20 protein-coding genes are annotated in these 17,962 nt (G+C 39.4%); 8 read left to right on the top strand and 12 right to left on the bottom strand.

Annotation, left to right across the window (positions count from 1 at the left end; translation table 11 throughout):
• Positions 1-14: 14 nt before the first annotated feature.
• Positions 15-1,091: a serine hydrolase domain-containing protein gene (locus tag AC27JL_RS06440; RefSeq protein WP_487195134.1), complete on the bottom strand. Its 1,077-nt coding sequence runs from the start codon at positions 1,089-1,091 to the stop codon at positions 15-17.
• Between the two features lie 568 nt (positions 1,092-1,659).
• On the opposite strand from AC27JL_RS06440, the gene AC27JL_RS06445 reads away from it, so the two are divergent.
• Positions 1,660-2,331 carry a haloacid dehalogenase type II gene (locus AC27JL_RS06445; protein WP_487195135.1) on the top strand — a complete coding sequence of 224 codons (672 nt, stop codon included), beginning with the start codon at positions 1,660-1,662 and terminating at the stop codon, positions 2,329-2,331.
• Between the two features lie 74 nt (positions 2,332-2,405).
• Here the strand turns inward: AC27JL_RS06445 and AC27JL_RS06450 are convergent, their stop codons facing one another.
• Positions 2,406-3,272, bottom strand: coding sequence for a LysR family transcriptional regulator (locus tag AC27JL_RS06450; protein WP_487195136.1), 867 nt, complete (start codon positions 3,270-3,272; stop codon positions 2,406-2,408).
• Positions 3,273-3,386: 114 nt separating this feature from the next.
• On the opposite strand from AC27JL_RS06450, the gene AC27JL_RS06455 reads away from it, so the two are divergent.
• The gene (locus AC27JL_RS06455; RefSeq protein WP_008130525.1) at positions 3,387-3,887 is read left to right on the top strand and encodes a lactoylglutathione lyase family protein; all 501 of its coding nucleotides are present in this window, start codon (positions 3,387-3,389) and stop codon (positions 3,885-3,887) included.
• A gap of 480 nt (positions 3,888-4,367) precedes the next feature.
• On the opposite strand, the gene AC27JL_RS06460 is transcribed toward AC27JL_RS06455, so the two are convergent.
• The 3 genes from AC27JL_RS06460 to AC27JL_RS06470 form a co-directional block, all read right to left on the bottom strand.
• The gene (locus AC27JL_RS06460) at positions 4,368-4,574 is read right to left on the bottom strand and encodes a zinc ribbon domain-containing protein (protein WP_487195137.1); all 207 of its coding nucleotides are present in this window, start codon (positions 4,572-4,574) and stop codon (positions 4,368-4,370) included.
• A 334-nt stretch (positions 4,575-4,908) separates the two neighbouring features.
• The gene (locus AC27JL_RS06465) at positions 4,909-5,598 is read right to left on the bottom strand and encodes a hypothetical protein (RefSeq protein ID WP_487195138.1); all 690 of its coding nucleotides are present in this window, start codon (positions 5,596-5,598) and stop codon (positions 4,909-4,911) included.
• 473 nt (positions 5,599-6,071) lie between these two features.
• Positions 6,072-6,443, bottom strand: a complete 372-nt coding sequence (locus AC27JL_RS06470) for a winged helix-turn-helix transcriptional regulator (protein ID WP_010556137.1) — start codon at positions 6,441-6,443, stop codon at positions 6,072-6,074.
• 119 nt (positions 6,444-6,562) lie between these two features.
• Here AC27JL_RS06470 and AC27JL_RS06475 point away from each other — a divergent pair, with 119 nt between their 5' ends.
• Positions 6,563-7,144, top strand: a complete 582-nt coding sequence (locus AC27JL_RS06475; protein WP_487195139.1) for an NAD(P)H-dependent oxidoreductase — start codon at positions 6,563-6,565, stop codon at positions 7,142-7,144.
• Positions 7,145-7,389: 245 nt separating this feature from the next.
• On the opposite strand, the gene AC27JL_RS06480 is transcribed toward AC27JL_RS06475, so the two are convergent.
• Complete coding sequence (locus AC27JL_RS06480; protein WP_487195140.1) at positions 7,390-8,067, bottom strand: hypothetical protein; 678 nt, start codon at positions 8,065-8,067, stop codon at positions 7,390-7,392.
• Between the two features lie 106 nt (positions 8,068-8,173).
• On the opposite strand from AC27JL_RS06480, the gene AC27JL_RS06485 reads away from it, so the two are divergent.
• The 3 genes from AC27JL_RS06485 to AC27JL_RS06495 all read left to right on the top strand — a co-directional run bounded on the left by AC27JL_RS06485 (position 8,174) and on the right by AC27JL_RS06495 (position 11,011).
• Entirely contained in the window at positions 8,174-9,049 is an 876-nt protein-coding gene (locus tag AC27JL_RS06485; RefSeq protein ID WP_487195141.1) for a LysR substrate-binding domain-containing protein, read from the top strand.
• 461 nt (positions 9,050-9,510) lie between these two features.
• Positions 9,511-10,134, top strand: coding sequence for a fused MFS/spermidine synthase (locus AC27JL_RS06490; RefSeq protein WP_039037322.1), 624 nt, complete (start codon positions 9,511-9,513; stop codon positions 10,132-10,134).
• Positions 10,127-11,011, top strand: coding sequence for a spermidine synthase (locus tag AC27JL_RS06495; protein WP_006793275.1), 885 nt, complete (start codon positions 10,127-10,129; stop codon positions 11,009-11,011). Before AC27JL_RS06490 ends, AC27JL_RS06495 begins: the two co-directional genes overlap by 8 nt.
• Positions 11,012-11,064: 53 nt before the next feature.
• Here the strand turns inward: AC27JL_RS06495 and arfB are convergent, their stop codons facing one another.
• On the bottom strand, positions 11,065-11,478 hold the full coding sequence (gene arfB, locus AC27JL_RS06500; protein WP_006793276.1) for an alternative ribosome rescue aminoacyl-tRNA hydrolase ArfB: 414 nt from the start codon (positions 11,476-11,478) through the stop codon (positions 11,065-11,067).
• A gap of 211 nt (positions 11,479-11,689) precedes the next feature.
• Between arfB and AC27JL_RS06505 the strand changes: the two genes are divergently transcribed.
• Complete coding sequence (locus AC27JL_RS06505) at positions 11,690-12,259, top strand: hypothetical protein (RefSeq protein WP_058429322.1); 570 nt, start codon at positions 11,690-11,692, stop codon at positions 12,257-12,259.
• 62 nt (positions 12,260-12,321) lie between these two features.
• Here the strand turns inward: AC27JL_RS06505 and AC27JL_RS06510 are convergent, their stop codons facing one another.
• Genes AC27JL_RS06510 through AC27JL_RS06530 form a run of 5 tightly spaced genes read right to left on the bottom strand, consistent with a single transcriptional unit; the run spans position 12,322 to position 16,920 of the window.
• The gene (locus AC27JL_RS06510) at positions 12,322-13,068 is read right to left on the bottom strand and encodes an SDR family oxidoreductase (RefSeq protein ID WP_171036111.1); all 747 of its coding nucleotides are present in this window, start codon (positions 13,066-13,068) and stop codon (positions 12,322-12,324) included.
• 10 nt (positions 13,069-13,078) lie between these two features.
• Positions 13,079-13,783, bottom strand: coding sequence for a histidine phosphatase family protein (locus AC27JL_RS06515; RefSeq protein WP_487195142.1), 705 nt, complete (start codon positions 13,781-13,783; stop codon positions 13,079-13,081).
• Positions 13,783-14,856: a phosphotransferase family protein gene (locus tag AC27JL_RS06520; protein WP_487195143.1), complete on the bottom strand. Its 1,074-nt coding sequence runs from the start codon at positions 14,854-14,856 to the stop codon at positions 13,783-13,785. Before AC27JL_RS06520 ends, AC27JL_RS06515 begins: the two co-directional genes overlap by 1 nt.
• A 12-nt stretch (positions 14,857-14,868) precedes the next feature.
• On the bottom strand, positions 14,869-15,690 hold the full coding sequence (locus AC27JL_RS06525) for an SDR family oxidoreductase (protein ID WP_487195144.1): 822 nt from the start codon (positions 15,688-15,690) through the stop codon (positions 14,869-14,871).
• Positions 15,691-15,699: 9 nt separating this feature from the next.
• Positions 15,700-16,920 (bottom strand): acyl-CoA dehydrogenase family protein, encoded by a 1,221-nt coding sequence (locus AC27JL_RS06530; RefSeq protein WP_487195145.1) that lies wholly within the window; start codon positions 16,918-16,920, stop codon positions 15,700-15,702.
• Positions 16,921-17,035: 115 nt separating this feature from the next.
• Here AC27JL_RS06530 and AC27JL_RS06535 point away from each other — a divergent pair, with 115 nt between their 5' ends.
• Positions 17,036-17,944, top strand: coding sequence for a LysR family transcriptional regulator (locus AC27JL_RS06535; protein ID WP_487195146.1), 909 nt, complete (start codon positions 17,036-17,038; stop codon positions 17,942-17,944).
• Positions 17,945-17,962: the final 18 nt, after the last annotated feature.

Below are 17,962 nucleotides of genomic sequence, written 5' to 3' on the forward strand. Positions count from 1 at the left end.
AGCATTAAACAAACTTAATTATAGTGAGTAATAATTGCTCTCATCACCTTTGATTGAAGTTCATAAGTCTCATCACCGCCATTAGTTAAAATGACAATCTCAAGATCATGCTTCGGATAAAAAAATAATTCTGCTTGATAGCCATCTTGTGAACCGCCATGAGAATAAAAAGGCTCATCACCCCAACCTATAATCCAACCTAAACCAAAGGAGCCATCATTACCTGCATCACTATGCACTTTTGTCATCGAAATTAACGATTTTTGACTAATAATTTGTCCCTCTTTCAATGCAACAATAAAGTTGTTCAGGTCTTCAATACTACTGACTTGAGCCATTGCCCCTGTGGTATATTGACGAATACCAAAAATAGATTCCGTTTTAGCATAATTAAGGGCGTCATTAGGCTTAATAGTGACGCCTTTCTCGACAATGTAGCTATTTTTCATATTTGCAGGAACAAAGATATTCTCACTCAAATATTCTGAAAAACTAACTCCGCTAACTTTTGCTATAACCTCAGCTAACAATACGTAACAACTATTACAATAAATCGCTTTATCGAAAGCTTGTGGTTTAACCTTAATCATATTTGAGGAAATAAACTTTATAACATCCTGATTTGTTGATAAATTTACTAAGTTCAGGTTTGAATCAGAGAAGAAGTCATCAGAAATATACACTCTATGAGATAGTAAATACTTTATCGTAATATCTTTCCAACCTGTGGGTAGCTCTTGAATGTATTTGGTTATTTGATCGTCTAGAGAAAGCTTTTTCTGCTCAACTAACTTCATAATTGCCAGTGCAGTAAAAGGTTTACTAATTGAGCCAATTCTAAACCCTGTATGAGAGCTAATCGAATTATTATTAACTTTATTAGCAAGCCCTTTACTTAACTGATAAATAATTTCATTATTTTTTTTAACTAAAACACTAACACCTGGCTGGTCTTCTTTTTGCTTTGAAAGTATTACATTTAAGTTATCTACAAGAGAGCTTTTATCTTGAGAATGTACAACACCAATTACAGGTGTGCTTGCTAAATAGATAAGTAAAATCAGAAAAACTTGAGTTATAATTTTTTGCATTATTTCTTCTTCCTTGACTGAGGCACAACTTAACCAGCTGCCTAACAATTTAATAGTGCGCTCATTGCTGCCGACTCAACGCTCTTTTATCTACTTATTTAGTTTTAGCAAATAACCTAAGGTATTACTATCAATAAGTTTTCTGAAAATTTAAATAGAACAATATGTGCTATTTGCTCATTTTTATAAATATGTGAGCAAATAGCTGTTTGACCAATCGATTAGCTATTATATTTATCCAATCTCCATGCTCAGTTTTTGATCATACCTGACTACTCACAAGGCTATCTCGAAAAGACAGGCTAATAAACCCTATTACTTAATTTCATTTATAACTAGCACTTATAAACTCAACAGCCGTTCTAGCCATTCTAAAACGATCGAGTATCTCGGGTTTGAAAGTGCTGTTTCCTTAATTAAAATGTTGCGGGGTTTCTGTTAGCGTTTATAGCGTGGGTGTTGTTGCTGTACCTTATTATATAACAAATCAACAACGTTGAGCAGTCGTTCAAAGTAAGTTAAGCTCGAAACAATTAGGCTACAAGTAACTTAAATTTTGGGAGCAAACATGGCAACCACACTCGCATTTGACGTATACGGCACGCTTATAAACACCCACGGCGTACTATCCTTACTTGAAAATATGATTGGCGATAAAGCGCAAAACTTTTCAAATACATGGCGTGAAAAACAGTTGGAGTATTCGTTTAGGCGCGGTTTGATGCAAAACTATGTTCCGTTTTCAGTATGTACTAAACAGGCGTTAGACTACGCTTGCCTAGCGCACAAAACACCACTCTCTGATGATCAAAAACAGCAATTACTTGAGCAATATAAAATTTTACCCGCTTTTGACGATGTTAAAAAAGGGCTTGAGCAACTTAAAGCACAAAATTACAGGTTGTTTGCATTTTCTAATGGCGCTGCTGATGCGGTAAATACTTTGCTCGAAACGGCAGGCATAAGTGATTATTTTGAAGGTGTTGTAAGCGCCGACGATATGAAAACATTTAAACCAAACCCAGGTATTTACAGCCACTTTTTACGCGAGGCAAATTCAACGGGTGCTAACACGTGGCTTATTTCGAGTAATCCGTTTGATATAACCGGCGCTATTTCGCATGGCATGCGCGGTGCGTGGATAAAGCGTTCTGAGGATTCTATTTTTGATCCATGGGAAATTCAGCCAACCACCACAGTAACCGATTTAGTTGATTTAAAAGCCAAATTAGTAAGTTAAAAACGAGCCCCTTTTTTTGTGGCTTATCAAAAACCAACGCTGTAAAGGGCTTTACGGGCGCAGTTATACGCGCCCTAGCCTGATTTTATTGCTTCAATTACTGTATTCATGCGCTTTGCCATTGGCCTATTACGGTGATGGCACACATAAATATTTTCGCTAATCGGATTAGCTAAGTGGTGCGTTTTTATCAGTCCGGGTTTATTAAATGCGCTAACAGCATGCGCAGGTAAAACCGTAAAACCCAACCCTAAACTTACTGGCTCAAGTATTAAACTTATTTGGTTAGAAAACCCCGTACGCTTAATTTGATCAACATGCTCAAACTCACTGTAGTTTTCGCTAAGTAAAAGCTGCGCGTGGTGTTTTGCATCGGGGTGGCCAATAAAGCCAAGCTCACATAAAACCTCCCACGTTGGGTTTTTAATATGTGCAGGGGTTACTAATAATAAAGCTTCTTGACCAATTTTGTGGCTAGTAACTTCGCTAAGGGTTGGCGCTTGAGTTAAAAAGCCAATATCGGCACTGTGGTTTGCCACCGCTTGTTCAACACTGGTATTTGGAGCAAAGCGGTAATCTATAACTAGCTCCTTGTGCTCTACCTGCATTGCTAATAGTTGATTGTAAAACTTTAGCCCACAACTACCAGGCGATTGTATTTTTACTAGGCCGCTGTAAGGCGAGTCATCTTTTAATTGTTGTTCTAAAAATTGCCATTCTTTTAATAACAAGCTTCCTTGCTGATATAAGTTTTGCCCATGTACGGTAAGGGTAAATTGTTTACCGTGGCGCTCTAATAGCGCGCAGTTTACTTGTTGCTCTAGTTTTTTAATATGCTGACTTACGCCCGATTGGGTCATAAATAAGCGCTCGGCGGTTTGGGTAAAGTGATTTACCTCAACCAACGTGCAAAACGTGTTTAACCATGTCGGGTTTATCATTACAAAACATACTCAAAATGATGATTAATGATAATTTTACTTAATAACTCATGGTTCGTAAACTAACTCCATCAACTCGTTACAAAACAAGCCACACGTTAAAGAGGACAGATTATGAGTCATACATATCCACGTAGTTTTTCGCACATTGGTATTTCAGTACCTGATGTTGAAAAAGCCGTAGAGTTTTACACTAAGGTGATGGGCTGGTACACCATAATGGAGCCTACCGTGATCACTGAAGATAACAGCCCCATTGGCGAAATGTGTACCGATGTATTTGGTCCAAATTGGGAAAAATTTAAAATAGCGCACCTTTCAACAGGCGACCGAATTGGGGTAGAAATTTTCGAATTTAAAGACCAAGAAAACCCTAAAGACAACTTTGAATACTGGAAAACCGGTATCTTTCATTTTTGTGTACAAGACCCAGATGTAGAAGGCTTAGCGGATCGTATTGTTGCTGCAGGTGGTAAAAAACGTATGCCAGAACCACGTTACTACTACCCTGGCGAAAAGCCATACCGCATGATCTACATGGAAGACCCGTTTGGTAACATCCTTGAGATTTACAGCCACAGCTACGAGCTTATTTACAGCGCAGGCGCTTATTAAATAGCACTTAGCTTAAGCTAAAAACAAAGGCCGCAGTATTTATTTACTGCGGCCTTTTTGTTTTAAATAGACTTGTAGATTATTAGTTTGGCTAATTTAGGGTTTATAAAAATCAATCTCTTCATTTGAGTGATTATAGGTACATACACTGATAGCTTACTAGTTACACAAACTGGTTCTAAAGGAAAAACATGAATCCGTTACTGCTAAACAAGTGAAACCAATAATAACTGTTAATGCAAATGGTGATAAAATAAATGGGTCAACTAAGAGTTACCATTAAACTCAAAGGTGCCTGCTGATATTTTTTCCATTCCATAAGTACTGATTAGCGCCCAGGGTAGTGCCAAAAAGCTAATCAATAAAGCAAAATATCTTGCCAATTATTATCAGTATTCTAGGTTATCAAGTGACTGCTGAGTGCGATGAGCAGACATTGAAGGTTTTTAATGTCTGAAGTCAAGATTTGCTCCCATTCACTTAATTAGTAAATAAATCAAATACATTACCTAGCGTACTAGCTTTACCACGATAAAATTCAGTGTAAGTACAATTAGAACAAATAACTGCTGTAAACTTGCGATTTTGCATATCAAAAACTTTAGACCAACCACTACCTGTGGTAGAAATTGTATCTGTGTCGTAATCAGTACAATCACATTTCGGGCATTTCCAATTCTTCGACATAATAACTCCTTGTTTGATGAAAACACTAATACTTATAAAAAGCCTGTAGACTAACTCGTTTTTTATTTGTTTTTGTTAATGAATCAGCCATAGCCGAGTTCCTATTTTGGTTCAATCAGTTATCGCTATTTTACATCAAATATAAGACGACAATGTGCAGTTGTTTTAGTTGGCGTTTTGGAAGGAATTGCGGCGTTTGCGTGGCTTTATTTTAGGTTAAAAGGGCTTTCCCTCATACATGCAGCCTGTATAAAAGCCGAGAAAGCCGAGGGGCAAATCTTGACTGCAGACATTATGAAGCACGAACAAAGCCAACTGTTTTTTGTCCACGCTTTTAATTTGCCTTGTTAGCAATACATTGCACACGTTTCATATAGCCATTCTTAGTTAAAACCTGAGAGCCCGATGGGTAACTATTAATAAGAAGAGCGCCACTTTCCAGATGCCATGTTGATACGGGCATACCGACTAAGCTATATAACTTTTCAATTTCAAAATCTGAGTTTATGAAATGAATATCACCATAATTCCACGATAAATGGGCTAAGCCTGATGTGACAACTAAACCGAAAGGCATTTCAAAAATATCTTTTACATTCATACGCTCGATGAGTGTGATCTTATCGTTTTCATCGATTAAAAGTAACTCACCTCCGAATTCACCATTATTACTACCTGTGATGCTCTTTTTCCCCAAGTTTATAACTACATGTGGCTGTATTATTTGGTGCTCAATAGCCGTTTTTTCATCGGAGTAAGGTGAGCTTCTAGGAAAAGACTTTTTGTACTTACCTGTCGCTCCATCCAAAAGTTCAAGCTTCCATATTCTTGGCTTTGAATCATTTTGTGTAGATTCAAGAAACTCTTTTACGCCAACCTCTGTAACCTCACTTTTAACAGTACCTTTTAATACTGTTTTATTAAGATATTTAGTAGGTTCATAAGAGGCACAATTTATCTTTTCGAATACATTAGCAAATGAATTGAAGGATAATATGAGTGCAATAATGGTAAAGTATTTCAAGAAACATCCTTGTTATTGCTAACAGTTTTATTAGAAGACACTTTCCCTATTTTAGCGCGAAAACATCCTAATGTTGTGAGCTCATATTAATAACAAATACTATAAGTTATTACCAGATATATATATTATGCTTTCTGTAGCTTATATAAACATGTAAAAAAGAGGAAAGTTTCCTCTTATTATTACTAAACAAATGATGACTCAACTGAATGACTGCTTCTCGCTCTTTGCCGAGGCTCAGCTAAGTGCCATAAGCCGACTATCAGCCGTAACTCGTTTCTGCCCCAAAATGAGTTAACGTAAATGCTCTAAGGGTGGCTTTGAACGGAGAGCAGGCAGTCGAACAAAATCCTTTTAGACAAAATGTGATTTAACGTAATTATTCTATAGGTCGCAGAGTTACCCTAAATTCGAGGCTTGCTCATCTGATGCGGAAAGACCACTGTTAAATATTGACTTGGAACAGGTAAAAACTACTTTGAATTTAACTCTATCCCATTCGCCTCTGACCATTTTCTTAAATCATCTAAAATAGAAAGTGCTGATTTGCCAAAATCAGTAAGTTCATATGTAACAGCTATGGGTCTGTCGCTTATAACCCTTCTAATTACCATACCTTCTTCTTCAAGTTCCTTGAGACGTTGATCAACCATTTTTTTTGTTGCGCCGCCTAGCATTCGAGCTAAATCATTAAATCGGACTGGCTCATCTTTTAAATGATAAATGATTGATCCTTTCCATTTTCCACCGATCAAACGCATACCTTTTTCAATCGCGCAAGGCTCCATGCACGCGTTATAAACTTTTTTTCTTCCCTTAGTATCTGTTTTTATATAACTTTCCACAGTTGCTCACTCATTTTACTTAGGTTACTAAAAGTATACTAATTGATAGTTGTATGTAGGTATATAAAATATACCACGGTTACGCATTCAGAATAAATTTTATTTTTGGAGAAACTCAAATGAGCAATATTTTAATTATTAATGGTCACCAATATTACCCTTTTTCAGAAGGTAAGCTAAACGCCACGCTAGTAGAAAAAGCAGTTTCTATATTAGAGGCAAAAGGCCACAAAACTCGCGTAGTTACGACCTTAGAAGAGATTAATGTTGAGAAAGAACTTGAAAATCATCAATGGGCTGACATCGTTATTCTTCAAACCCCGGTAAACTGGATGGGTGTTACTTGGTCATTCAAAAAATACATGGATGAAGTTTATACAGCGGGTATGGGTGGTGCATTATGTGTTGGTGATGGTCGTGACGCATCTGCACCTAAAAAGAACTATGGCATGGGTGGCACACTAACTAATACAAAATACATGATGTCTCTAACGTTAAATGCGCCAGAAGAAGCGTTTAATGATGAAAACGAATTCTTCGATGGAAAATCAATTGATGACCTATTATTCCCTATGCATATGAACTTCAAGTTTTTTGGTATGAAGACTATGGAAACATTTGCATGCTTTGACGTGATGAAAAATGCCGATGTTGAAAGCGACTTCAAACGTTTTGAAGCTCACATTACCAAGCATTTTTAAGGGGCAGTTATGAGCGTTGAATATACTACTAAATTACACGCGGGTACTGACTTCCCTGCAGTAGCCAACGAGGGTCAAATCTTGACTTCAGACATCAAAACTTTTGACTGGCTGCTCTTCGCTCATAACAGCCAGTCATGCATTTATAATCTTTCCATCTAAACGCTAACTTCAGGTATCAGCCACTACACGTCACGCTTCAATATTTAGCAGTGGCTGTCATTGTATATAGGGTTATTTATAGATTAATTAACTGCAAAATCGCGAGTTTCTAAATAGCTTGGGGCGCTTTTGAAACAGGCTTTTAGCTTACTGGTAAGCGCTGTTTCTGGTGCATCACACATTAACTTGCCATTATATTTCTCGTTAGTTAGTGCTACTAAAATTAACGAGTCATAGCTTGGTTTACTTTGTATTTTATGAATTACCATCCCCTGCTCTGCTGAAACCTTTATTAAATCAAACTCTGCTTTTGTGGGTTTTGTTACAGCGAGTTTTTTAATGTATAGCGGGTTTTTAAAAGTCAGCTTTGTCGAAAACAGAGCCGTACCTCCGCGCTCAAAATGGCCATTAAACACAATGGTGTTTAATGTGGGTGTCAGCTTATTTATTAATAAATTTAAATCAAATTTGGTTGGTAAAATGGTGATCTGAGTTTGTTTTTTTAGTGACTCGTTCAGTGCTTTTTTAATTATTTTAAGATGGGTGTCATTGGTGGTTACTTCGTACACTATTTGGTAGTTGTGTGGGGGGGCGTATAAAGGCATGTGGCTGGCAAGTACTTTATCGCCGGCTAATATAAGCGCCATGCCATGAAAGCCCACATAGCTGTGGGCTTTATGTGTGTTGTGTGCATTGTGCTGAGGGTCGCTCGCAAGTGCTGCGCTCGACAATAAAATAAAAAATAGCAGTATGTGTTTCATATTAATGCTCAAAAATAATTTAGCACTACTATAATCTGGTATTTATATATAAATAATCGATAATAAGTTATTAGTTGTTTCCTGTTAGTCAATACGGTTTGGTGCTATGCATTTAGATGACATTGAAAAAGTAATTCATATGGCGAGTTCGCAAAACCTGCACACAACCGCTAAGCATTTTAATATTACCCCAGGGGCGCTGTCTAAAACGCTAAAAAAGGTTGAGGCAAACTTAGCCACTGAACTGTTTAATCGTGTGGGCAAAACCTTAGTACTTAATGATAAAGGCAAAGAGTTTGTTAAGCACAGTAGTGATTTAGTTCATAATTACCAGCAGCTTATTAGCCGTTTTAAAAGCGATAATCATAAATTTAATGCAGTTATTGCAGGCCCTGCAATTTTACTTAAAAGTGGTTTAAAAAAGTTACTTACCCCTCTTGGCAACCTGCCTTGTTCGGTACGTATTAATAATGTATTTGAAGGTGAAGCTATAAGCCAAGTGGCGTCGGGCGCTGCGCATATTGCGCTAGTTACTCGCGAGGCATTAAATAATAGCTCACACGCTAATTTAGTGGCGATTGATTTATTTAATACAGGGTTTAGTTTGGCTGGAGCTGCTGATCATCAGCTAGTACAAACTGGCTCTTTAACGCTTAATAAAAACCAATTACTGCACGCAGCTTTTGCATGCCCGCTGTTTTCGCCATTGTGCGGCCTTGAACAAGGAGTAGGCTCCGACGGCTGGCAAGACGATATTGCACCGCGCAATATTGTATTTAGATGTAGCGATTACAGTGCATTAATAGAGGTAGTACAAAGTGGCTTGGCGTTGGCGTATTTACCAAATTTTGTGATTGATGATTTAGGGTTTACAAAATTAACTGTAAAGGGGGTTAACAGTCATTACAGTGAAGACATTGTGTTAATTTATAAACCATCGAAGGCTGATGGGTGGCTTAATAAACTCATGTATTCGTTATAAAAAGCGCTTTAGCCACTACACTAAAGCGCTTTAGGATGAAAACTACATTACAAAATAGCAAGGTGGTTAAAAATACTAACCCGCAATAATACCTAATTACTTTGCGGGGCTAAAGGTGGAAATACCTGCGTAAAAAAACTCTTATTTACGACTGCACAGATGCAGAAGGTAGAGCAAAGCAGGAGAAATTGCCGAGAGCAACTAAATAACAAATATTTTGGCTGGCTATCAACACGTTTTTCCACACTTAAGTAGATCACTTAATCAAGCGAAATGGTACAAGTACAATTAACCGACAATACAACAAAGTAAATTATGTTATATTATAACAAAAATGATAGCACAATAAATTAATAAGCAATACTTTTTTTATTCCTACAAACGGCTAATTATTACACTAGCGACTCTGGTGGCATCACGTTAATATGGTGCTCTACTTATAGTTACATAACGATAAAAACATGACTTTAAAAACAAACGCTTTGATTTACTTTTTAGCCTTTTGCAGTGGCTTTTGCATTATGGGGATTGAGCTATTAGGAGGACGTATTTTAGCGCCTTACTTCGGCAGTAGTGTACATATTTGGGGCAGTATTATTACTGTGTTTATGCTTAGCTTGTCCTTTGGTTACTTGCTTGGCGGTAAGCTAAGTACAAAAAATGCGTCGCTGACTAAATACGGATTAATATTTTTAGTTGCGAGCATTATGGTTGTGCCTATTACGTTGTTTGCTGAGCCCATAATGGAATTTATTTTTACCCATATTGAAGATAGCCGTTATGGCTCATTACTCGCTTCTACTGCGTTGTTTTTTATTCCAACCATTATATTAGGTATGATTTCGCCGTACTCAGTCAGGTTGCTGGTTACCGACAGCGAAAGAAGCGGCCAAGTTGCAGGTATTTTGTATTTTGTAAGCACGCTTGGCAGTGCCTTGGGCACTATTATTACCTCTTTTTACTTTGTACTCGCGTTTGATGTAAACACCATTATTAGTGCCTTTGCTACTACGTTGGGTGTGTTAGGTGTTGTTGCAATTGCTGTAAACAGTGTTGCTAATAATAAGGAGCTTGCGCATGCTTAAATATGTATTTTTAGCACTTAGTGTGTTTTCAGGCGCTGCTTTAGCTAATGTTATTCACGAAGAGCGCTCTTTATATCGCAATATTATTGTGGATGAAACTCGCGATTTACGCTGCTTAAAATTTAACACTAAAAGTAGCCAAACAAGTCAAAGTTGCATGTACAAAAACGACCCCGACAAGCTCGTTTTCAACTACACAAAGCTTACTTTTGCAAGTTTATTAGTAACCGAAAACCCTAAAAATGTATTAATTATTGGGCTTGGGGGAGGCACATTGTCGAATGTTATTCATGAGTTATACCCTGCGGCTAAAATACACAATGTAGAAATAGACCCCGCTGTATTGAGTGTGGCTCGCGACTACTTTAGCTTTATTGAAAACGATAAAGTGACATCTAGTGTCCAAGATGGCCGTATTTTTATTAAACGCGCGGCTATTAAAAAGAAAAAGTACGATTGGATCATTCTTGATGCGTTTAACGGTGACTACATTCCTGAGCACCTGTTAACCAAAGAGTTTTTTGAAGAGGTTAAAGGTGTGTTGGCTGATGGCGGCGTAGTTGCTGCGAATACATTTTCGAGTAGTAAACTATACGAGCATGAGTCGGCAACTTACCATAGCGTGTTTGGCGATTTTATTAACGTAAGCCGCGCTAATCGAAGCAACCGTATTATTTTAGCGGGTTTTAAAGCTATGCCAACTAAGGCTCAACTTAACGAACGTGTTAAAGCGCTTGGGCCCAAGCTTAAAAAATATGATGTAGATATAAACGCCATAAGCAATTACATGCAGTACACAAAAGATGAGCAAGATTGGCCTAAAAATACCAAAATTCTAACCGACCAATACTCTCCTGCTAACCTACTTAACTTTTAATATGTAATGCGCCTTGCACTAATATAGTTAGGCGCATCCATTTAGGTTTATTGCTAAAACTTAATATTACCGCGCAATGCTTTTGTTTGGCCGTGTTTAGTTTTTTTATCCATGCGTTTACGCTGCGAATTACGGCTTGGTTTAGTTGCACGGCGGGCTTTATTGACCTTGGTAGCGCTTAATATGAGATCTTTTAAGCGTTTTAACGCGTCTTCGCGGTTAAGCTCTTGGGTACGGTGGCTTTGTGCTTTAATGATGAGAACACCCTCTTTGGTGATCCTCGAATCGTTTAAAGCAAGTAAACGTTCTTTGTAAAAGTCTGGTAATTTAGAGCGATTAATATCAAAACGTAAATGAATGGCGCTGGCGACTTTGTTAACGTTTTGGCCACCGGCACCTTGAGAACGAATAGCGGTGAGCTCTAATTCCCACTCATCAATAGTGACTGTATTTGAAATTGTTAACATTGCGTTCAGTTTCCGTTGCTAAAAATGCATTGTACCATTTGTACATTGACTTAGGGTGAATAAGCTAAATAGGCGGTTAATGCAAAGTTGAGTAAGCATTTACGCCAATAAATAAATTTAGATTGGCATAGGCAATTATTTAGTTTTTAATTGCGCAGCCTTTATACGGGCCTAATATAATAATCGATTTTCGATAATAGGAAGTACCAGCATGAAAAAATTACTTGTATCACTGAGCTTGTTAGCAATGAGCTTTTCTGGTTTTGCTAAAGATATCACCGAAGGTGATTTACAAAGCTACATGAAAGCCTTACCTGCTATAACAAGCTGGGCGAGCTCTCAAGACGCGTTAAAAAACGTAGACTTAGGCAGCATGCTAGGTGCAACCGCAGATCAAACTACAGCAGAGCAAGGCGCGCTTGCAAATACAGCCCTCAATATGATTAAAGAGCAATCACTGTATAAAAGCTTTGCGAGCGTAACAACTCGCTATGGCTTTACGCCTGAGCAGTTAATTACCGTGGGTTCTGAAGTGTCTATGGCATACATAGAAAACCTTAAATCGGGTTTGTCTGATGAAAATAAAGAAACAGCAAACAAATTAATGGGTGGTTTTCAAAGCATGAAAAGCGCTAAAGATAAAGGTGCTACATCGTTAATGGGTTCGTTAGGTAATGCGTCAAGCGCTGCTGATACAACCGAGTCACTTGTTAGCGAAAGTAATTTAGCATTAGTAAGTGAATACATGCCACAGCTTAAAAAGTTGTTTGCACTTTTATAAGTATTAAACAATTAAAAAAGGTGGCATTTGCCACCTTTTTTAATACCTAAAATTTATAACACTCACGACATTTTACGAATTGTACTAAGTGGTGCAATTCGTAAAATCCAATGCAGAAATGCCCAAGGCCAGCTTGGCACAAAGCTGTTGGCTTTTTCTTTATTTATTGCTTTTACCAGTGCTTTGCAGCCAGTTTCGGTATCAACAATAAACGGCACTGTTTTTACTTTTTCGTTTATTTCGCTTCTTATAAAACCTGGATGTACACAGCTTACTTTTATAGGCGTGTGCATTACATCTATGCGTATGCCCTCACTTAATGAGGTAATAGCCGCTTTAGTGGCGGCGTAAACGGTCATGGCGCGCCTAAAACCACGTACAGCACTAATAGATGAAATAGTCACTAAATGACCATGGTTTTGCGCTCTAAAAATTTCCATTGCGGCTTCAGCTTGCGCAAGTGCGGCCACAAAGTTAGTTTGTGCGGTTTGTTTATTGGCATTAAAGTAACCCGTACCAATAGAAGCACCCTTGCCCATCCCTGCATTTATAATTACTCTATCAAGGCCGTTAAGCTCATCTTTAAAGGCATTAAATACGCTAAATACTTGTTCGTGATCGTTAACATCAAGTACTTTTATGCTAATGGTTATATTTGGGTTTATTTGTTCAAGCTCACTTTTTAGCTGCTCTAACAGCTCAAAGCGCCGAGCACATAAAGCAAGATTACAACCTTGTTTTGCAAACTCTTTTGCCATGCCTTTGCCTAAGCCTGAACTTGCACCTGTTATTAGTATGTTTTTGCGCATAATTAGATCCTTAGGTGTATGTAATTAATTTTTGTTGTGGGTGGCACTCTAAAAAGTGATGTTCGTTTAAACTGCTAATGCTTAACTGACGGTTTGCCCCTTTGCCGCGCGCCACTACTTTGGTTACGCCTGCGTTTACTAAGCTCCAATTAATATCAATAAAGCGCTCGAGCTTTAGCCCCATTAAATGGCTGGTTATGATACTAATAGGCCCGCCAGAGGTATAAATAAGTACCTTTTTACCGTGGTTTTCATTGGCTATTTGTTCAAGGGCACCCAGTACTCGTGCAGTAAATGCATTAAAGCTTTCGTTATACTGAGTGCTGTCGGGATTGAGTACCCATTTCTGTATGGCGCTGATAAATACCGTTTTAAAGTATTCCATAGGCTCGGCTTGCTTGCTAAGTGCAGCGCGCACTTGGCTTGGGGTGGCAAGCTCTGGGTTATAAACCGCTAAAATGTGTTCGTGATCGTACTCGTTTAAACGCGCATCGTTTATTACCACAGGCGTATTATTAATACTTGCTAAACTAAGCTCTGCGGTTTGATTATGGCGTAGCATAGTGCCTGCAAATACCGCATCAGGCGTAAGCTGCTTTTGTGCTAAATATTCACCCAGTAGTGTGGCTTGCTGTTGCCCTTTTGTTGAGAGCGTATCGTAATTGTCAGCCGAAAAACTGGCCTGCCCATGGCGTACTAAATATAAAATACACATTAGACTTTACCTTGGGTGTTAATGGCTTTTTTACAGCGCCATAAAAGGTAATGTACAAACAGCCAAAAGTGTTTAAAGGCGGGGTTTTTAGTTTGCCCATGGTGATAGCGGTAATAAATTTGCTGCACAATGCCGGCAAGCCTAAATAGCCCGTACACTTCGTAAAAGGTAAAGTCATCTACGGTTATATTCATTTTTTTACAGTAGTAGGCCACCACTTCTTTGCGCGTTAGCATACCCTCTAAGTGAGTGGGTTGACGGCGCGTGGCTTGGGCTAAAAAGTCATCTCCTGGCTCTACCCAGTAAGCCAGTGTATTACCCAAATCCATAAGTGGGTCGCCAAGGGTGGCAAGTTCCCAATCTAAAATACCCAGTACGTTGGTGTAGTCGTTTGCATCAAGCACAACGTTATCAAACCTAAAGTCGTTATGTGTTATGCAAATGCGCTCGTTACTTGGCATGTTGTTTTCAAGCCATTTAATTACTTTTTTGCCGCTGGGTACATTCCAAGTTTTGGCTTTAGTAAAGCGCTCGCTCCAGCCGCTAATTTGGCGCTGGGTGTAGCCTTCACCTTTGCCTAAATGGCTTAAATTGGCCTGTTTGTAATCTACTTTGTGTAACTCTACTAGGCAGTCGAGTACGTTTTCGCACAGCTTTTTGGTGCGCTCGGGCGTGGGGGTTAATCCGCGTGGTAAATTTTTACGCGGAATTATCCCCGTAAGCTTTTCCATAACGTAAAAATCGGTGCCGATTATGTTTTCATCGTCGCAAAACGCCTCCATATTTGGCACATAGCCGTAAACTGGTTTTAGCGCTTGCTGTAATTTAAACTCGCGGCCCATATCGTGTGCGCCTTTGGCTTTGGTGCCTTTGGGCGCACGGCGTAATATAAGCGATTGCTCTGGGTACTCTAGGCAGTAGGTCCAGTTTGATGCCCCCCCTGCGTATTGAGTAACACTTGGCTCGCCAGTTAATTGTGTAATGTGTTGCTTAAGCCAGGCATCTACTTTTTGTGTGTCGAGCTCTTCGCCTTGGCGTACGTTTTTGGCTTGATCTAATAATTGTGTGTTCATTGCTAGCCTTTATTATTTTGATTTTAAACGTTGCATAGAGCGTGTTTTTTTCAGCATGCTTTTAATGTACCACTCAACGGGTAGTAGTTTTTTCATTAAAAAGGCCTGTTTACCTAATTTATGGGTCAAAATTAAAAATGGGCGTTTAAGTGACTGTGTATAAATAATATCGGCAACTTGTTGTGCGTTTATGGGAGAGCGCTCAAAGGCACGATTAAGCATGGTTTTCATGGCCGGCTCGCTAGTGCGCATTGATTCATCAAGATTGGTTTTAAAAAAGCTTGGGCACACTACGCTTACATCTATATTATCGTGGGCGAGTTCAAGCTTTAGGGTTTCGCTAAAGCCAATAACCGCTGCTTTTACGGCGTTATAACTGCTCATAAACGGAATAGGGGTAAGCCCTGCTTGTGAGGCTATATTAATAAAGTAGCCTCCGCCTTGTTGCTTAAATACGGGGTAAAACGTTTGGCACACCCGCACCATAGAGAGCAAATTAATATCCATAATCCACTGCCATTGCTCAAGCGATTCGCCCTCAAGCGAGCCACCCGTGGCTACGCCTGCATTATTTATAACAATATCTACGCCTTGCCACTTAGTTTGGATAATATCGTAAAGCCCCTTTACATCTGCTTGCTTGGTTACATCGCAGGCGTAAAAAAAAGCATCGGCTTTTAGTGCTTGCAGCTCACTAATGGTTATGGCTGCACGCTCGGCGTTTATATCGGCAATACAAATTTGTAAGTTAGCGCCCAAATTACTTGCGTAACTCAGGGCTAACGCTTTACCCAGCCCTGTGGCTCCACCTGTTATTATTAGTCGTGTTTTCATGGTGTTGCCTTAGCGGTATTTGTTAAGTTCGAGGCGCGAAACCATGCCCATGTGTACTTCGTCTGGGCCATCTGCAAGGCGTAAAATACGCCCCATTGCATTAAACGAGGCAATAGGAAAGTCGCTCGACACCCCAGCGCCACCAAACACTTGTATTGCCATATCTGAGACCATTTGCAGCATATTAGGCACGACTACTTTTATGCTCGATATTTCGGTCATGGCATGTTTAACGCCTTGAGTGTCTATTTTCCATGCCGCGTGCAGCGTTAATAAGCGGGCTTGATCTATTGCCATACGCGCCTGCGCTACACGTTCTAAATTACCGCCTAATTTAAGTAAGGGTTTACCAAAAGCGCTGCGCGACAGGCCTCGTTTAATCATGAGCTCTAAACAGCGCTCTGCTGCGCCAATTGCGCGCATACAATGATGAATTCGCCCAGGCCCTAAGCGCCCCTGTGCAATGGCAAAGCCTTTGCCTAACCCTAAAATAAGGTTTTGCTTTGGTACGCGTACGTTATTAAATTCCATTTCACCGTGGCCGTAGGGGGCATCAAAATCGCCACAGGCACTTAGCATACGCTTAATGTTTACACCGGGTGTGTTTAGCGGCACAAGTACCATTGAATGCTGGCTGTGTTTATCGTTTTCGGGATTGGAAAGCCCCATAAAAATAGCCACCTGTGCATTGGGATGACCAAGGCCGGTGGTCCACCATTTTTTGCCATTTAAAATGAGATCTTCGCCATCAACATCTATAGTTGCTTGCATGTTTGTCGCATCTGATGAAGCGACATCGGGCTCGGTCATGGCAAATACAGAGCGTATTTCGCCATTTAATAAAGGCGTTAGCCACTGCTGTTTTTGCTCATCATTTGCAAAGTGGTACAGCACTTCCATATTGCCAGTGTCGGGGGCGTTACAGTTAAATATTTCTGAGGCAAATAAGCATTTACCCATTTGCTCTGCAATAGGGGCGTACTCTAAGCAGGTTAAGCCTTGTGCTAGCGCTGCATCGGGTAAAAATAAGTTCCACAGGCCAGCGGCTTTCGCTTTCGCTTTTAATGGCTCAATGTGCTCACTTAGCTGCCAAGTGGTCCAATCGTTTGAATTATTTTTAGCATGGTTATGCGCAACTACCGCTTGCTCAATAGGCAAGATGTGTTCATCCATAAAGGCAGTTACACGCTTTAGGTAGTCTTGGCTTTTTTGGCTTGGCTCAAAGTTCATTAGGGTTGCCTGTTTATTTTTTAGTTAACCCAGCATAAAACATTCGCCTCAATGAATTAAATGAAATATATTACCAGTTAAGTGTGAATTACATTCATAGTGTGAGCGGGTAATAATGATTGAAGCTAAAAATATTCAGCAGTTAGATTTAAATTTACTTAAAATATTTGAATGCCTATACCGTGAAAAAAACATGAGCGAAACCGCAAAGGTGCTGTACATAACGCCCTCAGCAGTTAGCCATGCTATAAAACGTTTGCGCACTGTATTAAACGATCCGTTATTTGAGCGCCAAGGGCAATTAATGCTGCCCACCCCTGCGTGCCAACGTATGGCACCCGAGCTAATAGATTTACTCGAAAAATTACGCCAAGTGCTACAAGCCTGCGGTGACTTTAATTTAGAGACCACAGCGCAAACCTTTAAAATAGCTCTGCACGATGCAATAGAGCCTATTGTTTTGCCTAAATTGCAACTTGCATTGGCAAAACATGCTCCCAATGCAAGCTTAGCGAGCGTAAAATTAAGCCGTGAAGATATGCATAAGCAATTAGCTAATCATCAAATAGATATGGCAATTGATGTAGCACGGCCAATAAAAGCGCCCATTAGCCACGCTGTTCTCTCAAGCGATCACTTTTGTGTACTCATGAAAAAAAACCACCCGCTTAAAAACCAACTCAATATAGACAATTATTTAGCGGCTAAGCATGTGGCGGTATCTAACCGGGCAACAGGTACTGTTATTGAAGATATTGCGTTATTGCAATTGAGTTTTAATAGGCATGTAGCTATACGTTGTCAAAATTATTTTGCCGCGAAAGAGGTAATAAAAGACGCGCCATTTTTACTTACTTTACCTTCAATGGTTGCTAGTCAATTGTTGGATGACACACTAATAGCAAGGCCTGTGCCCACCACTATGCCTGCTATTTATCAGCATTTATATTGGCATCAAAGTACTGATAAAGACGACGCGTTAGTATGGTTACGCGGGCAAGTGCAGCATATTTTTAAACGTTAATAGCTATAAAAAAAGCGC

Source organism: Pseudoalteromonas sp. 4NS20-0020, assembly GCF_057554385.1.

Bases quoted from the DNA above. Each gene is read 5' to 3' on its own strand.
- AC27JL_RS06520 (WP_487195143.1), bottom strand. From the start codon at position 14,856: ATGAACACACAATTATTAGATCAAGCCAAAAACGTACGCCAAGGCGAA.
- AC27JL_RS06495 (WP_006793275.1), top strand. From the start codon at position 10,127: ATGCTTAAATATGTATTTTTAGCACTTAGTGTGTTTTCAGGCGCTGCT.
- AC27JL_RS06525 (WP_487195144.1), bottom strand. From the start codon at position 15,690: ATGAAAACACGACTAATAATAACAGGTGGAGCCACAGGGCTGGGTAAA.
- AC27JL_RS06475 (WP_487195139.1), top strand. From the start codon at position 6,563: ATGAGCAATATTTTAATTATTAATGGTCACCAATATTACCCTTTTTCA.
- AC27JL_RS06530 (WP_487195145.1), bottom strand. From the start codon at position 16,920: ATGAACTTTGAGCCAAGCCAAAAAAGCCAAGACTACCTAAAGCGTGTA.
- AC27JL_RS06510 (WP_171036111.1), bottom strand. From the start codon at position 13,068: ATGCGCAAAAACATACTAATAACAGGTGCAAGTTCAGGCTTAGGCAAA.
- AC27JL_RS06450 (WP_487195136.1), bottom strand. From the start codon at position 3,272: ATGATAAACCCGACATGGTTAAACACGTTTTGCACGTTGGTTGAGGTA.
- AC27JL_RS06485 (WP_487195141.1), top strand. From the start codon at position 8,174: ATGCATTTAGATGACATTGAAAAAGTAATTCATATGGCGAGTTCGCAA.
- AC27JL_RS06535 (WP_487195146.1), top strand. From the start codon at position 17,036: ATGATTGAAGCTAAAAATATTCAGCAGTTAGATTTAAATTTACTTAAA.
- AC27JL_RS06460 (WP_487195137.1), bottom strand. From the start codon at position 4,574: ATGTCGAAGAATTGGAAATGCCCGAAATGTGATTGTACTGATTACGAC.
- AC27JL_RS06515 (WP_487195142.1), bottom strand. From the start codon at position 13,783: ATGTGTATTTTATATTTAGTACGCCATGGGCAGGCCAGTTTTTCGGCT.
- AC27JL_RS06455 (WP_008130525.1), top strand. From the start codon at position 3,387: ATGAGTCATACATATCCACGTAGTTTTTCGCACATTGGTATTTCAGTA.
- AC27JL_RS06445 (WP_487195135.1), top strand. From the start codon at position 1,660: ATGGCAACCACACTCGCATTTGACGTATACGGCACGCTTATAAACACC.
- AC27JL_RS06505 (WP_058429322.1), top strand. From the start codon at position 11,690: ATGAAAAAATTACTTGTATCACTGAGCTTGTTAGCAATGAGCTTTTCT.
- AC27JL_RS06480 (WP_487195140.1), bottom strand. From the start codon at position 8,067: ATGAAACACATACTGCTATTTTTTATTTTATTGTCGAGCGCAGCACTT.
- AC27JL_RS06440 (WP_487195134.1), bottom strand. From the start codon at position 1,091: ATGCAAAAAATTATAACTCAAGTTTTTCTGATTTTACTTATCTATTTA.
- arfB (WP_006793276.1), bottom strand. From the start codon at position 11,478: ATGTTAACAATTTCAAATACAGTCACTATTGATGAGTGGGAATTAGAG.
- AC27JL_RS06490 (WP_039037322.1), top strand. From the start codon at position 9,511: ATGACTTTAAAAACAAACGCTTTGATTTACTTTTTAGCCTTTTGCAGT.